Source organism: Brevibacillus sp. FW306-2-1A-C05A (genome assembly GCF_058781555.1).
Window position 1 is genome coordinate 1 of the sequence record NZ_JBYSWV010000071.1, and the last position, 15,512, is coordinate 15,512.

A 15,512-nucleotide genomic window follows, 5' to 3' on the forward strand; every position below is an offset into this window, starting at 1 on the left:
GTATCGACCAACTTTCAGCAAGTGATAGAAATATATCCTACAATAACTCCTTGAATAGAATCGCACGTCAATGGAGAATCGATCAGAAAGAGAACAGGGATGTCTCCGAGATCGGATTCAAAATTAACAGATATCTTGGCTTTTCGACAGGTATCGTTTCTGTAAGAATTGAAGTCTGAGGAGATCCTTAGTCGGATATGCGCGAAGGTTTCGTATTAATCCTATAAACTTCAGTTCATGAAAACAACATTTCATGAGCTGAAGTTCATTTGAATTGAATGAAATTACCTGTGCACTTACAGATAGGACTTTGGGATCCCAAATAATTGTGAGGACAGGTAAAATCTATACCCTTGGTCTTATCTAATCCAGTATTAAACAACAAGAGTATATTTTCTTAAGTTGTTGCCATAAACCGGGCGTTAAAGTAAAGTTGCAATAATGTTGTAATGTTTTTGTCAACAGACAGCAGTTCGCTCCCCCTGAAAACATACTGTTCTCCACAAAAAACGCCGTTCGCCTCCTGAAGCTGCGATATTGCTAAAGCTTCCATTGCCAACAAAAAAGCTTTCCCCCGCAAGCGCCGCCTGCAAGAGAAAGCTTTGTCGAACATCCGTTTTTTACGAGAACACGCGGTAGCCAAGCATGATGACGACTACCAGCACGACCAAACAGCCGATGAAAAAGCCAATGCTGCCTTCCTGTCTCTTCGCCCGGCCGAGCGACATTTCGATCAAGCCGAAGGCGATGATCGCGAGCAAGCCTTTCACGTAAAAATAAACTTCGCTGGCATGGACGGTGAACAGCATCCACGCGCCGGATACGAGAATGATGACCATCATGAGTCTGAGCAGCATATGTACGATTTTTCCGGCCTTTTCCTTGCCCGCGCGGTACAGGAAGTAGGCTACGATCAACAGCACAATCGCGACTTCCCAGCCACCTACGTGGGACTCGAGCAACGCTTTATACGGCACAGCATTCAACCCCTTTTTCCCTCATTTATACTTGTCCCAGCCATTATAACAGAAGTGTCGGTAAAAAGCAGATGCCCCGATGCGTGGCAGTATTGTGACACGGTTATATGCCGGGCTGACTGGAAACCGTCGCGCCGCTGGAACACGTGTAGTGTAGCCCCCACATAAACAAACCGCGTGCAAAAGAGGCCGCCACAGCGTGCAGCCTCTTTGCCTCTGCCTATCTTTATCTATCTTCGCCTCTCGTCACCGCAGCAGGAAGCCGTCTTTCAGCGGATCGCTCGGGTCCACGACAATCTGGTGCAAGCCGGTAATGAAAGCCCGGCCTGCGATGGACGGAATGACCGCCGGGTAGTCGCCAACCTGCGTCGTTTCCAGCACAGTGCCGACGAACTGGCTGCCGACGATCCCTTCGTGCACAAACCGTTCCCCGACCACGAGCTTCCCTCTGGCATAGAGCGTCGCTACCCGCGCCGCCGTACCTGTGCCGCACGGAGAGCGGTCGATCTGCTTGTCGGCGAAAACGGTCACGTTGCGCAGGTCGGAGCCTTCCACGCGCGGATCGTCGGAAATAATTACCCCGTATATGCCCGCCAGCTCAGGTTCAAGCGGATGAACGACCGCAAGCTGCGCCTCGATCTGCTCCTTGATCCGGCTGCCCCACTCTTGCAGCGCCGCCAGTTGCTCGATTTCGACCTGGACGCCGATGTCTTTTGCCTGCACGACCGCGTAAAAAGCGCCGCCAAAGGCGATATCGACGTGGAACGTACGCCCCTCCCACTCGATCGACACGTCCTTTGCGAAGACGAAGGACGGGACGTTTTCAAATGCGACTGACTTGACGCGCGTCCCTTCTGTCTGGGCGCGTGCGACGATCTGGCCTGCGGGGCTGTCGATCACGATGCGCTCCGCCGGGTCAGCCAGCCGCAGCAGCCCGGTCTCGATCGCCGCCGTCACCACCGCGATAATTCCGTGGCCGCACATCGTGCTGTAGCCTTCGTTGTGCATGAACAGCACGCCAAAGGCCGCATCCGGGCTGACCGGGGCCGTCATGACGCAGCCGTACATGCCGTGGTGGCCGCGCGGCTCGTACATCAGCACGCGGCGGATGTGATCCAGCTCCTCGCGAAAATAACGACGCTGCTCCAAAATCGTCTCGCCCTTGAGCGGCGGGATGCCGCCCGTGATGATCCGCAGCGGCTCCCCTCCGGTGTGGGCGTCGATGGTCGTAAACAACTGCTGGATGTTCATCGTCCTCCCCCCTTTGTCTGCTCGTTTTCGCTGTTTACCACGCGTATTTGATCGCGCACGTTTTCGTCGCGCTGTAGAAGTCGAGCGCCGCCTGCCCCTGCTCGCGCGTATGCGAACTGGACTGCTTCATCCCGCCAAACGGGGCCTGGTATTCCACGCCAGCCGTCTCCTGATTGACGCGAACCATGCCTGCCTGCGCCACGTCCAAAAAGCGGTGGGCACTCGCCAGATCGCGGGTGAACAGCGATGCGCTCAGCCCGTACACCGACTGGTTGCACAGCTCGATGGCCTCGTCAAAGCCATCTGCGGTCAAAAGCACGGCCAAAGGCCCGAACACTTCCTCCTGAACCAGCGGATGATCGGCGGCCACTCCCTCGACGATCTGCGGGCGAATGTAGTAGCCCCGCTCCGCCTCTGCATAGGCCGGACTTTCTGCCACCAGCCTCGCTTCGGCTGCCGCGAGAGACACGTACCGCCCGACTGTCTCGTACTGGGCCGCGGAAGATACAGGTCCCAGGTAGGCGTCCAGATCGGAGGCATCCCCGACCTTGCAAAGCGAGATCGCAGCCTGCAAGCGCTCGACCAGCGGCTCGTAGATTGCTTTTTCTACAATGATCCGGCTCGTCGCCGTGCATTTTTGCCCGGCCGAGCGAAAGGCGCCGCTGAGCAGAATCGGCACGGTTTTGTCCAGATCGGCGTCGGCCAGCACGACCGCCGCATTTTTTCCGCCCATCTCGGTCTGGTATTTGATGTTGCGGCCCGCGCAGGCGATGGCGATCTGTCTGCCTGTCGCAGACGAGCCTGTGAAGCTGACAGCGTCCACCGCCGCTTCCTCCGTCAGAGCCGCCCCGATTTCCCTGCCTTTGCCGATCACCAGATTGAGCACCCCTGCTGGCAGCTTCGTCTCGGCAAAAATCTCCGCCAGCCGCGTCGCGGTCAAAGAGCCGTTTTCAGCCGGCTTCCAGATCACGGCGTTGCCGCAGATCAGCGCCGGAGCGATTTTCCAGAGCGGGATCGCGACGGGAAAATTCCATGGCGTTATGACAGCCACGACACCGAGCGGTACGCGGCGGCTGTACTGCAAAACATCCGTATCCGCAGACGGAATCAGGCTGCCATGAGCGCGCATGCCTTCCCCCGCGTAATAGCGCAGCAGGCTGATGCCGCGCGCCACCTCTCCGCGCATTTCGCCAAGCTGCTTGCCCATCTCCCGGCTGGCGAGTCGCGCCAGGCTGTCTGCGTGAGCCTCCAGGGCGCTAGCCATCTGATACAGCACTTCCCCGCGAAAAGCGCCTGTTTGCCGTGCCCACTTGCCTTGCGCCGCGCGGGCTGCGTCAGCCGCCGCGAACGCATGCGAGCGGTCGGACAAGTGCAAGACTCCCACTTCTTCTGCGAAACGCGACGGGTTTTTCACCGTCGCCTCTGCTCCTTTCGGCGTCATCCATTCGCCGCCGATCCAGTTTTTGCTATGCATGCCTGACCTGCCTCCTTATCGTCCGCTGGCTGCGCCGACTGCGTAGTCAAACGCCTTTTTGATGCCCGCATAGTAGTCGTCTGCGAGCGGGAGGCGCGGCGGACGAGTCGGTCCGACAGGGAATCCGGCCAGCTCCATCATGTACTTGATCGACTGGACGAGCTGCGGGCTCGCATCGTAATGGAACAGCGGCAGCAGCCTGCGGTACAGCGCTTGCGCCTCCGCGAGCTTGCCTGCCCGCGCCAGGCGGAACAGCTCCACGCCTTCTTTTGGCAAGGCATTCGGCACGCCCGCGATCCAGCCTGTCGCCCCGATCAGCCCGCCTTCCATGACCAGATCGTCCACGCCGACCATCACTTCCAGGTCCGTCTGGGCGAGAATGTCCTGCATGCGGCGCACGTCCCCGGAAAACTCTTTGACGGCCACGATGTTTTCCAGCTTCGCGAGCCGGGCCAATATATCCGGGGTCAGGTCGATCTTGTAGTCGTGCGGGTTGTTGTAGGCGATGATCGGCAAGCCGACGGTGTTCAGCGCCTCGTAGTGGGCAAACACTTCGTTTTCCAGCGGCTTGTAGTTGATCGGCGGCAGCGCCATGACGCCCTCTGCTCCCGCATCTTTGGAAAATTGCACCCACTCCACCGCCTGGCGGGTCGAAGGCGCCGCCGAGCCGACTACGACCGGGACGCGGCCTTTTGCGGCGGCGATGACTGTATGGATGACTTTCGCCCGCTCTTCGCCTGTCATCGTGGCGTATTCGCCCAAGGAACCGGATGGCACGAGGCCGTTTACGCCTTCCTGGATCAACCAGTCGCACAGCTCTGTCAGTCGCTTGTAATCTACCTCGTAATCGTGCGTAAACGGCGTGACGATCGCTACATATACCCCTTCAAATCTGCCCATCGTTCATTCTCCTCTCAACTCTCGGTTTCAATGGTCCGTCGCGGCCGGAATCAGCAAAAAGCCGTGTGCCAGCTCGTCTTCAGGATGGTAAAAAATCGTGTGCTTGCCCGTCAGCCAGGCGCTGCCCGCAATCCGCGTCACGACAGCTTGCAGGCAGCCTTCCTCGGCAGTCGCGAGTACCGTCCCGGTAAACAGCGAGCCGACAATGCTCTCGTGGACAAACGGCTCGCCTATGCCGATCTGCCCCTTGGCAAACAGCGTCGCCAGCTTGGCGGACGTGCCTGTGCCGCACGGCGAACGGTCGATTCCGCCCGGCGGCACGACGACCGTATTTTTCACATCCGCCCCTGGCGTGCTCGGGTCTGTGTAAAACTCCACATGGGTCAGCCCGCGGATAAACGGCTTCGCCGGATGGACGACTTCTACCGCCTGATTGATCGCTTTGCGGATGCGTACAGCCGTGTCGACAATCGTAGCGGCATTGGCTGGCACCAGCTCAAGCCCGAGCGCCCGCGCGTCCGTGATGGCGTAAAAATTTCCACCGTAGGCGAGATCGCACGTAACCGGACCGATGCCCTCCACTGTGACGGTCACGTCCTGCTTGTACAGAAAAGCGGGGATGTTCGTAAACGAAACTTCTTTCGCCTTGCCCTGCTCGACCTCGATATCCACCTCGACCAACCCTGCCGGGGTATCGAGCTTGAGCCTCGTCAGCGGCTCGCTCACGGGGATCATCCCGGTCTCCACCAAGGCTGTGCACAGCCCGATCGTGTCGTGGCCGCACATCGGCAAATAGCCGCCGGTTTCGATGTAGATCACGCCTACGTCGGCCTCGGGATGGCACGGCTCCACCACGAGAGCGCCTGACATGACGTCATGGCCGCGCGGCTCGTACATCAGCAGGGTGCGAATCCAGTCGTATTCCTTTTGCATGTGCAGCATCTTCTCTGCCATCGTCTCCCCTTGGAGCTTCGGCAGGCCGCTGATGACGGTGCGGGTCGGGTTGCCCCCGGTGTGCGTGTCCACCGTCGTAAACACTCTCGCTGCTTTCATCGCTGCAGCACCTCTTTTCTCGTGAATCGGTCGTAGCGCAGCGGCTCGGTGGGGATAATCGTGTCCGTCTGCTCCTGAAGCAGCTCGGACATCAGCTTGCCCGTGACCGCCGCCAGGCTGATGCCGTCCCCTTCATGCCCCGCCGCAATGAAAAAGCCGGGAACTTCCTCGACGCGGGAGATGATCGGCAAATGGTCCTCTGTCCACGGACGCAAGCCGCAATAGGTGCGAATCATCGCAAAGTCGGCGATCTTCGGATAAAAGCGGAGCGCCCTTCTCGCCATGCACCGCACGACATTCAGATCAATGCGCGTGTCGAAGCCGACGAACTGGCGGCTGGAGCCGATCAAAAAGTTTTGGCTTTCCGTCGGTTCAAACACCAGCGCCACCCCGTACTTTTCCGTCTCGGCGTCGACCTGCCGCACCCCGCCGAACTTGGAAATCAGATAGCCAAACTCCATCACCTTGCGAAGCCCGACCGGAAGCTGGCGGGAGGCGACGAGCAGATGTCCTTTTCGCGGCACGATCGGAATATCGACGCCGACCATCTGCCCGATGACAGGCGCCCACACGCCCGCCGCATTTACCACCTGCCGCGCCGTCATGCTACCTGTGCTCAGTTCAAGCTGAAACGCTCCCGTCGCCTCGTCGCGGCGAAGCGCTTTGACCTCGGTGCGCCGCATAATTTTGGCCCCGTGCTTTTTCGCCCCTTCAAACAGGGCAAAGGTCAGCATGTACGGATTAACCGTCGAGTCTGTGGCGCACTCCAATCCGCCGAGCAAATCGTCGGCGAAGTAGGGCGACTCCTGCCTGATGTCTGCGCGGTCGAGCATCCGAAACGGCAGGCCCGCTTCCTTTTGCCGCCGCACCCATTCGTTCGCCGCCTCCATCTCCGCCTCCGACTCGCACACGAGAATACTGCCCAACGCCCGGTATTCAAACGAATGCTCCAGCTCCCGGGTCAGTTGGGCGACGAGCATCTGGCTTTGCAGGGACATCTGGCTGTCAAAGCCGGGGTCCTTGTCAATCGCCAAAATGTTCCCGTCACAACGCGAGGACGTACCTGACGCCAGCTCGCCTTTTTCGAGAACGACCACATCCAGTCCGGCCTTGGCCGTGTAGTAGGCAATCGCCGCGCCGATGATGCCGCCGCCGATTACCGCAATCTGCGCATGGGTTTGTCGTGTCATGGCTGATTCTCCTCAACAGCTTTTTGCTCAACAGCTTCTCATCAAATCGTTACACCTGTTCCTTTTTGCAAATGCCGTGCCAAACCCGTATAGCGAAGATTCGCAAAATTTCTGTCTAAATTGTTTTACAACCTGATGAGCAACTGTATAATTACTGAGAATGTGTTTACATTTTTATACACTCCCTGCAAAGGACTGATCGGAATGAACCACAAGCTGCCAGCCTTGACAGAGCTGATGCAGACGAATATGCAGATTTGCCGCGAGCACAACCAAGCCTTTCGTTTTCGGCAAGCAGCAAAAGACATTCCCGTGTTTGCTCTGTTGCCTGCAGGCTGGCACGTCGCCTGTCCCGCGCACGCAAACGCGGATGATGCTGCCGGCTCACCCGGCGACAGCACGCCGCTCCATTGGGCAAAGACGGTCGTGGTCGCCTGCGACAGCCCGCTCCCCCAAGCCATCCGCCTGCTCGACACATACAGCTACCTTCTCGTTGCCGATGCAGCGGGCGAGCCTGTCGGCTATCTTGAACGCGCTTCTGTCCTGCAAGCGGTTTTCACCGCTTACGAAGTGCTGGAGGCGTACTTCGATACGATGATCCAGACGATGGACGCCTCGATATCCGTCATCGACGAACAGACGCGGGTCATGGTCTGGACCGAGGGGGCCGAGCGCATTTTTTCGTTGAAGGCAAAAGACATCCTCGGCCGCCCGATCACCGACTTTTTCCCGCGCGACATGCTGGAGACGCTCCGGTCGCTGCAAAACGGCCAGTCGCTGTACCGTCACCAGCACCAGCCGCGCGAGGACCTCGTCGTGCTCATCAACACCAAGCCGATCTACCTGCATGAGAAAATCATCGGCGCCGTCGCAGCCGAAACCGATATCACCAGCCAGGTTCGGCTGAACCAGGAGCTGTTGAACGCGAACAAAAAAGTGAACCATTTGCAGCAGGAAGTGGCCAAGCTCAGCTCCGCGCCCGATCCGTTCCGGCAAATCAAGGGCACGAGCCTCGCCATTCGCCAGATCAAAGCGATGATTCAAAAGCTCGGCGCCACCCAGGCGACCGTCCTGATTATCGGGGAAAGCGGCGTCGGCAAGGAGCTGTTCGCCAAGGCGGTGCACGACGTGCGGGAAGGCGCAAACGCCCCGTTTATCGCCATCAACTGCGGCGCGATCTCTCCCACTCTGTTTGAGAGCGAGCTGTTCGGCTACGAAAAAGGAGCCTTTTCCGGCGCCGATCAAAAAGGGAAAAAAGGAATGATCGAGCTGGCCCGGGGTGGGACGCTGTTTCTCGACGAAGTAGGCGAAATGCCGCTCGAGATGCAGGTGAAGCTGCTGCGCGTGCTGCAAGAGAAAAAGTATTATCCGGTCGGCGGCACGAAGCAGATCGAAGCCGATTTTCGCGTGGTCGCGGCCACGAACAAAAACCTGGAAGAAATGATCCGCGAAGGGAAGTTTCGCGAGGACTTGTATTATCGGCTCAACGTCGTCACTCTCGCCATCCCGCCTCTCCGCCACCGGATCGAGGACACGGTCGAGCTTGCCCATTTTTTCCTCTACGAGTTTTCCTTGCGCTACAATCGGCCCATCCACGCGATCTCGCAAAACGTCATGCAAAACCTTTTGCAATACGACTGGCCGGGCAACATTCGCGAGCTGCGCAACGCCATCGAACGGCTGGTCGTCTTCGCGACGGACGGGATCATCAAGGAAGAGGATTTGCCGTACTCGCTGCAAACGAAGGCCAAACAGTCGCCCGTCCAACTCCCGGACGATCTCTTCTCTTTGCAGGAGGAGCTGGAAGCCCACGAACGCCGCGTCATCCAGCGGGCCATCGAGCTGGAAAACGGCAACAAGCAGGCGGCAGCCAAACGGCTCGGGATCTCAAGGGCGACTTTGTATAACAAGTTGAATAAGCAGTCTTGAGCCTGGCTTGGATACAAAAGCAACGCGCTAGGGGAGCCAGGGGGCCTCTTTCACTCGATTACGCGCACGAAGTTGAACGCACAGTCTGTATGCTGACTCTGCTGAAGCGGCACCAAGCAGGGAACAAGCAGGTATCAACTGCCAAGCAGCTCGGCCTCTCCAGCCTCCTTATACACCAACGCTGTGCAAGCATGAAATATCCCGTCTCACCCTCGGACCGCGAAACGGGACGTTTTGGCTCGGCAGCAGCGCCGTCATGCCAGCCTCGCCTCTGTTCACTCGAAGCTGCTGTCCCCTAACGGCGGCGCCTGCTCGTGTTTTTCCGGAGAAAAAAGCTGCAAAAGCGCAGGCGAAGCTCCCGGCAGCTTCGCCCCTTTTTGGGCGGCAACACCTCAGACAAAATGCGAATCAATTCCACGGTTGATTCCTCCTTTGTCGTTGTGGCACAGCTTTGTCCGCAGCTTCGGGACGCGCCAGCGTCTGCGTGCGGCAGATCACAGGCACGCGCTTGCTCCCCGTACCCGTCGCCGCGACTGCATACGATTGCCGCTACTCGCAAAAAAAGCCCCCCGACCACGCTGCCTCCCTCTATCCGCAAAAAGCATCCATCACACCTGTGCGGCTACGACAATCTTCCCGATCTTCCCCCCGATTTGCACGATCTCGCCCCGTTCGCCCGTTACTCGACAGACGTCCATTTCCAGTCGATGGCGCCCAAGCCGTCCTGGAAGACGCCTTTTACTTTGTCGTTTTTCACCCACGTATGCGTGTAAAAGTAAATCGGCACGATCGGCATTTCATCCATCAGGATTTGCTCGGCTTCCCGCAAGATCGCCTTGCGCTTTTCCGGATCTTTCTCTGTCGCGGACTGGTTCAAAAGCTCCTTGAACTTCGGATTTTCCCAGCGCGTGTCGTTGTTTCCGCCGTCCTTTTCCTTGAACAGCTCCAGGAAGTTGATCGGGTCGTTGAAGTCGCCGGACCAGCCGAGACGTCCCACCTGGTAATTCCCTTCGTGCAGCGTTTCCAGGTAAACTTTCCACTCCTGATTTTCCAGCTTCACTTCGACGCCGAGATATTTGCGCCACTGGTCCTGAATCGCCTCGGCAATTTTTTTATGTCCTTCCGACGTGTTGTACACGAGCGTAATCGGCGGCAGCTTGGAGAGGCCGAGCTCTTTCATGCCTTCTTCCAGCAGCTTTTTGGCGGCTTCCTGATCGTTGTCCTTGAAGTAACCATCCGGGTTCAATGCCATCGTGGGAGGAACAGCGCCCATGGCAGGCTGCTGATTGGCTTGGAGAACGTTGTCAATCAGCGTTTGGCGGTTGATCGAGTAGGCAAAAGCTTTGCGGATTTTTACATTGTTAAACGGGGGTTTTTCTGTGTTGAACTTGTACCAGTAGGTCGCACCGACTGGCTTTACTTGCAGTTTCCCGCTGTCTTTCAAAACAGGCATGGCATCAATCGGCAGCGAACTGAGCGGCGCACCAGCCCAGTCGATCTCGCCATTTTCAAACATCGACAGCTCTGTATTTTCGTCCTCTACCATGGAAAATTCGATTTTGTCCAGCTTGACGCTGTCTTTGTCCCAGTAGTGGTCGTTTTTGACCAATACCATCTTGTTCTTGTGCTCCCAGCTCTCCATTTTGAACGGACCGTTTCCGATATGCGTCTTGGCGTCGCCAGCCCAGTTGTCCGCTGACTCGACCACTTTTTTATTTACCGGGAAATAAGTCTGGAAAGCTGTCAGCTCCAAAAAGAACGGAGTCGGATTGGCCAGCTCTACTTGCAAAGTTTTGTCGTCAAGCGCTTTGACTCCGACTTCGTCCAGGCTGCCGTTTCCTTTGTTCGCTTTCTCGGCGTTTTTGATGTAGTAGAGCTGGTAGGCGTAGTTGGAAGCGGTCTTAGGGTCCAGGGCACGCTTCCAGGCGTATTCAAAATCGTGGGCGGTGACCGGATCGCCGTTGCTCCAGTGCGAGTCGCGCAGCTTGAAGGTGTACGTTTTCAGATCGGGAGACACCTCGATTTTTTCCGCAACTGCCTCCTCCGGCTTCCCGGAAGGCCCAATCCGTGTCAGCCCGTCAAAAAGAGCCTTCACGATTGCCGCAGAAGTCGTGTCCTCCGCCAGTCCCGGATCGCCTGTCGGCGGCTCAGAGTGCAGGTTCCAGCGCAACACTTGTGACCCTGAAGATTTTTCCGCCGGGGCTGGCTGAGCGTTTCCTTGTGCTTGTCCAGAAGCCGCTGGCTCGCTCGTTGTCTGTGCTGCCTGCTGTCCCCCTCCACATCCTGCCAGCGCCGTCCCTAGTACCGCGATACTGCTGATTAATGCGAACATACTTTTTTTCACGCGATCAACCCCTTGTCTCGAAAATGATTAACATTTCACAAAATACTGAATTTGCAAAATGTGTGCCAACAGGAAAAAGCGGAAAACTTCGACACGCGCCAACTGACTGTACATATTTTTATACACCTGATAAAAAGACTGTTTCAGCTATTAGACACACACGCTGGAACTGGCAGCGTTCGCGCATACAAAAAGACCCTCGACTTTTTGCCGCAGTCAAGGGTCCTGGTTCTTTTCTACAAAATGATGAGTTCGCGCGGCGAATGGGTCAGCACATCGTTGCTTGTTTCGGTCACAACGAGATCGTCCTCGATGCGGACGCCGCCCAGCCCCGGGATGTAAATGCCCGGCTCGACGGTCAGGACCATGCCTGGTGCGAGAATTGCCTCGCAGCGTACAGACATGAATGGCTCCTCATGAATGTCCAGTCCGACGCCATGCCCCATCCCGTGGCCGAAACGCTCGCCATATCCGTGCTGCGCAATATAGTCCCGGGCGAGGGCGTCTGCTGCTTTTCCCGAGATTCCGGGGCGAATGCCCGCCACTGCGCGGTTGCGCGCCTCCAGGACGATGGCGTAAATTTCTTTGAGCTGTTCATTCGGCTCTCCGACCGCCACTGTACGGGTAATGTCCGAACGATACCCTTGATACAGCGCGCCGAAATCCATCGTTACCATGTCGCCAGCTTCGATCTTTTTGTCGCTTGCTACCCCGTGAGGCAGAGCGGAACGATGACCGGAGGCGATAATGATGTCAAAAGCAGAGCCTGTCGCTCCTTCCTTGCGCATGAACATTTCCAGCTCATTAGACACATCGAGCTCGGTGATGCCTGGACGCAAAACAGTTAAAATATGTGCGAAAGCGGCGTCCGCAATCTGCGCCGCCGTCTTGATTTTTCCCAGCTCGTCCGGGGTCTTTCTCATGCGAATGCCCTCGATCACCCCCGCGGTAGGCAGCAGGCGTGCCTTGACGACGTCGGCGTATTTGCGGTGCAGGGCAAACGTCATGTTCTCCTCTTCAAAGCCCAATGTGTGGATGCCCAGCTCCTGGGCCTGGCGGGCGATTTCTCCGTAAACAGCGTCTTTCGTCGGCAAAAACACGATCTCGAAGTCCGTTGCCTGGGCTTTTGCCTGCTCGGTATAGCGAAAATCCGTAAACAGCTTGGCCTCATCCCGGGAAATGAGTACGACGCCGTACGTTCCGGTAAAGTTGGTCAAATAGCGGCGATTTTGCCCGTTTGTTATGAGTATTCCGTCTATTCCCCATGCATCGAATTGTGCGCGCAGTCGCGTCAATTTGTCCATTCTGGTCATCCCTTTCAGCCTCTGTGTCATTTTCGTTCTTTTATGCAAGCAATCCTCGTGCCAAGCGCGCAGGCCACCCTCTGTTTGCTTCTGTGCCTCGTCTTTATTTTAGCATTCTGCGGGCAAATATGGCACGACACTTGCATTTTGCTAACCGTACCAACGAAAAGGAGGCTTTCAGCATGGACACACAGCAGTTGATCGTTTGCCGCTGCGAGGAAGTATCTCTGGAAGAACTGCTCACGACTGCCCGTGAGTACCAATGCACGGCGCGCGAGTTGAAATTGCGGACCAGAGCCGGCATGGGCTGCTGCGGCGGAAGAACGTGCCGGATTCTCGTCGACCAAATTGTCGCGCAAGCCACAGGCCAAGTGCCTACTCATACAATCCCGCTTGGCTACCAGCCGCCTGTGCGGCCGATCTCGTTTCAAGCGCTTGGAGGGAGAAGCTCATGAGCCAGCGCATCCTCCATCACCCTGTGCTTGGTTCCTTGGAAGAGAGGCATTCCGTCCCGTTTGAATTTAACGGTTCTGTCTACACGGCTTACGAAGGGGAAACGATTGCCGGAGCGCTTTTGGCCGCTGGCGTGCGCACGCTTCGAGTGCATGAAGAAACGGGCAGCCCGCGCGGAATTTACTGCAACATCGGCCACTGCTACGAATGTCGCGTGCACGTGGACGGAGTTCCCACGGTGCGGGCGTGCATGACGCTCGTGCAGGAAGGCATGCGGGTGACAGCAGGTTCCGTTTTGCCGACCCCGTTGAAAAAAGGAGGGCATGCGAATTGATCGACGCTCTCATCATCGGCGCAGGTCCCGCTGGCTTGGCCGCTGCAATCGCCAGCGCCCGGCAAGGACTTTCTGTTCGAGTCGTAGACGAATTTTATCGGCCTGGCGGCAGGCTGCTGGGACAGTTGCACGAGGAACCGGACGGAGTGTGGTGGAACGGGCTGGCCGAAGCCGCACGTCTCGATCAGGAGGCAAAAGAGCTTGGCGTCCAAATGTGCTGTGGGGTCTCCGTCTACGACATTGCCCGCTGTGAAGATCGCTGGCGTATTTCTACGACAGAAGGCGAATGGGAAGCTCCCCTGCTTCTGATCGCTACCGGGGCGTCAGAGACTGCCGTTCCCGTCCCCGGCTGGACGCTGCCCGGCGTGATGTCGATCGGAGCGGCCCAGGTGATGACGAACGTGCAGCGCGTTCGCGTAGGCAAAAAAGGCGTCGTGATCGGCGTCAACATTTTGTCCGTCGCCATCGCGCGAGAGCTGCAGCTCGCTGGCGTACACGTCGAGCAAATGATTCTGCCTCCCCAGTCTGCTGTAAGCGGCAATGCCGGTCACCCGCACGAAATCATGCGGTCTTTGCTGCGCGTTGCCCATCTCGCCCCCTCGCCGTTGATTCGCTGGGGCAGCAAGCTGATGGGCAGCGCGTGGATGCAGCGGCTGGCCGTTTCGCTCTATCCTGCACAGGGCGTGCCCATGTGGGATATACCGATTCATCTGCGGACGGCTGCCTTGGAGATCGTGGGCACCTCACAGGTCGAAGGGGTCCGGGCTGCGCGCATCTCGCCAGACGGCACGCCCGTTCCTGGCAGCGAGCGATTCCTTTCTGCCGATTTCGTCTGCATCGCAGGCGGGTTAAGCCCGCTGGCGGAGCTGGCCGCGATTGCCGGGTGCCCGTTCGCTTACATCCCGGCATTGGGCGGGCACGTTCCGTTGCACAACGAATGCATGCAATCGCCTTTGCCCGGACTGTACGTCGCAGGCAATATTACCGGAATCGAGAGCGCCAAAGTCGCCATGAGCCAGGGAACCGTCGCAGGCCTGGCGATGGCGAAAGCGGCCGGGCTGCTCGCCGACGATTCTTTGCTCACCCAGGCGCTCCACCATGTCAACCATGTGCGCAAAAACGCCACGATCCAGTTCCACCCGGATATTGCGGCTGGACGCGCGCAGGTCGGGAAAATGGCCGCTGCGTGGGCTGGGCGGTAAGGGTTTTGGCATCATGCCTCGGTGCCGAAACGAAAAGAGCAGCCCATTCGCTTACCGTTGCGGATGGGTCTGCTCTTTTTTGCTGCTCATTGTGCTGCAGCAGGGTTGGACTGGCCCATTTCCCCATCGGAAGGGGAAATGGTGTCTTCTGCCATGCTTATGTAATGGTCGACAAGCTCTGGATAAGCTGCCAGCTCCTTCTCTCCTGTAGGGGTGAGAGCGTACACGCCTCGCTTGATCCGCGTGAACCAGCCGTAATAATTTTTGCTGAGGATGGATGACGCTTTGTCTGTCGCTCCTTTTTCTTTCAACGCCTTGGGCGCAAGTGGGCCATAGTGCTGAAGCAGCGCGGCGATCTGAATGCAGCCTTGTTTGTACGCCGTCATGATCTTTGTCTGGTTGCTGCCCCCCACATTGTAATCGCCGTATCTCCCCCGCATCTCCTGAATAATGCGTGCCCGTTTTCTTTTGTTGAACTGCTTGCTTCTTTCCCGATCAAACGGCGCAGGAGCAATGCTCAGCTCCATGACAGCGCCTTTTTTGGGAAAAGAGACGAGGATCAAGCCAAGCTCCAGTCTTCTGATGAGATAAACGACGTCTTGCCACTTTTTCGAAAACAATTTGTATTTGGGCTTCGGAATGGCGACGTACACATGGTCGGTAAAGCGCTGCCGCTTGGCGGCCTGGATGAGCAGCTCTACACTCAAGTTGCGCTTGAACTCGACGATAATCAGCTCGTCTTCCTTGATCGCTGTCAAATCGCAATGATTGACCTCTCCAAAGACCTCATAACCCTGCCCGACAAAATAGTCGCGAATGGGCGCGTACATGTCTGCTTCATATCGTTTGACCGGCTTTTGCTTCATGGGCTTCTCCTTTTTCGCGACTGTTTTGTTCTTCATCTAGCATAGCTATAAATCCAGGCGAGTTTGGGCGGCTATATGCAAAAAAAGCCACGCAATAGTATCTGCACGGCTTTTTACGCAATTATTTCGTTCATTCCCTGAAAACTGGATCTGCATGCTTGCTAAGAGATGTGTGGATAAGTCCTCGACCGATTAGTATTCGTCAGCTCCACGCGTTGCCGCGCTTCCACACCGA

Annotated in this window: 14 protein-coding genes; 5 read left to right on the forward strand and 9 right to left on the reverse strand. The window is 57.3% G+C overall.

What is annotated here, in order from left to right; translation table 11 throughout:
• Window positions 1-620 precede the first annotated feature (620 nt).
• The 6 genes from AC3WJN_RS24260 to AC3WJN_RS24285 all read right to left on the reverse strand — a co-directional run bounded on the left by AC3WJN_RS24260 (window position 621) and on the right by AC3WJN_RS24285 (window position 6,845).
• Window positions 621-986, reverse strand: coding sequence for a YisL family protein (locus AC3WJN_RS24260; protein WP_005834642.1), 366 nt, complete (start codon window positions 984-986; stop codon window positions 621-623).
• A 237-nt stretch (window positions 987-1,223) separates the two neighbouring features.
• The gene (locus AC3WJN_RS24265) at window positions 1,224-2,228 is read right to left on the reverse strand and encodes a proline racemase family protein (protein WP_429779581.1); all 1,005 of its coding nucleotides are present in this window, start codon (window positions 2,226-2,228) and stop codon (window positions 1,224-1,226) included.
• Window positions 2,229-2,262: 34 nt separating this feature from the next.
• Window positions 2,263-3,702: an aldehyde dehydrogenase family protein gene (locus tag AC3WJN_RS24270; protein WP_005834646.1), complete on the reverse strand. Its 1,440-nt coding sequence runs from the start codon at window positions 3,700-3,702 to the stop codon at window positions 2,263-2,265.
• A 15-nt stretch (window positions 3,703-3,717) separates the two neighbouring features.
• Entirely contained in the window at window positions 3,718-4,602 is an 885-nt protein-coding gene (locus AC3WJN_RS24275) for a dihydrodipicolinate synthase family protein (protein ID WP_025844063.1), read from the reverse strand.
• Window positions 4,603-4,629: 27 nt separating this feature from the next.
• Window positions 4,630-5,655 (reverse strand): proline racemase family protein, encoded by a 1,026-nt coding sequence (locus AC3WJN_RS24280; RefSeq protein WP_221843395.1) that lies wholly within the window; start codon window positions 5,653-5,655, stop codon window positions 4,630-4,632.
• Complete coding sequence (locus AC3WJN_RS24285) at window positions 5,652-6,845, reverse strand: NAD(P)/FAD-dependent oxidoreductase (RefSeq protein WP_007787517.1); 1,194 nt, start codon at window positions 6,843-6,845, stop codon at window positions 5,652-5,654. The genes AC3WJN_RS24280 and AC3WJN_RS24285 overlap by 4 nt, the downstream gene beginning before the upstream one ends.
• Before the next feature lie 204 nt (window positions 6,846-7,049).
• Here AC3WJN_RS24285 and AC3WJN_RS24290 point away from each other — a divergent pair, with 204 nt between their 5' ends.
• Both AC3WJN_RS24290 and AC3WJN_RS24295 read left to right on the forward strand, forming a co-directional pair.
• Entirely contained in the window at window positions 7,050-8,774 is a 1,725-nt protein-coding gene (locus tag AC3WJN_RS24290) for a sigma-54 interaction domain-containing protein (protein ID WP_429779616.1), read from the forward strand.
• Window positions 8,775-9,088: 314 nt separating this feature from the next.
• Window positions 9,089-9,547 (forward strand): hypothetical protein, encoded by a 459-nt coding sequence (locus AC3WJN_RS24295; RefSeq protein ID WP_290426419.1) that lies wholly within the window; start codon window positions 9,089-9,091, stop codon window positions 9,545-9,547.
• Here AC3WJN_RS24295 and AC3WJN_RS24300 read toward each other — a convergent pair.
• Together AC3WJN_RS24300 and AC3WJN_RS24305 are read right to left on the reverse strand one after the other, a co-directional pair.
• Entirely contained in the window at window positions 9,454-11,118 is a 1,665-nt protein-coding gene (locus tag AC3WJN_RS24300) for a peptide ABC transporter substrate-binding protein (RefSeq protein ID WP_221843393.1), read from the reverse strand. The two genes, AC3WJN_RS24295 and AC3WJN_RS24300, sit on opposite strands and share 94 nt — an antisense overlap.
• 236 nt (window positions 11,119-11,354) lie before the next feature.
• Complete coding sequence (locus tag AC3WJN_RS24305; RefSeq protein ID WP_035317656.1) at window positions 11,355-12,422, reverse strand: aminopeptidase P family protein; 1,068 nt, start codon at window positions 12,420-12,422, stop codon at window positions 11,355-11,357.
• Between the two features lie 182 nt (window positions 12,423-12,604).
• On the opposite strand from AC3WJN_RS24305, the gene AC3WJN_RS24310 reads away from it, so the two are divergent.
• From AC3WJN_RS24310 to AC3WJN_RS24320, 3 genes are read left to right on the forward strand one after another with little or no spacing between them, the layout of a single operon-like run.
• A complete protein-coding gene (locus AC3WJN_RS24310; protein ID WP_005834662.1) occupies window positions 12,605-12,877 on the forward strand; it encodes a (2Fe-2S)-binding protein in 273 nt (90 codons plus the stop codon).
• The gene (locus AC3WJN_RS24315) at window positions 12,874-13,209 is read left to right on the forward strand and encodes a (2Fe-2S)-binding protein (RefSeq protein WP_290426418.1); all 336 of its coding nucleotides are present in this window, start codon (window positions 12,874-12,876) and stop codon (window positions 13,207-13,209) included. Before AC3WJN_RS24310 ends, AC3WJN_RS24315 begins: the two co-directional genes overlap by 4 nt.
• Window positions 13,206-14,411, forward strand: coding sequence for an NAD(P)/FAD-dependent oxidoreductase (locus AC3WJN_RS24320; RefSeq protein WP_007787527.1), 1,206 nt, complete (start codon window positions 13,206-13,208; stop codon window positions 14,409-14,411). Before AC3WJN_RS24315 ends, AC3WJN_RS24320 begins: the two co-directional genes overlap by 4 nt.
• A gap of 86 nt (window positions 14,412-14,497) precedes the next feature.
• On the opposite strand, the gene AC3WJN_RS24325 is transcribed toward AC3WJN_RS24320, so the two are convergent.
• The gene (locus tag AC3WJN_RS24325) at window positions 14,498-15,277 is read right to left on the reverse strand and encodes a DUF2161 domain-containing phosphodiesterase (RefSeq protein ID WP_007787529.1); all 780 of its coding nucleotides are present in this window, start codon (window positions 15,275-15,277) and stop codon (window positions 14,498-14,500) included.
• Window positions 15,278-15,512 lie beyond the last annotated feature (235 nt).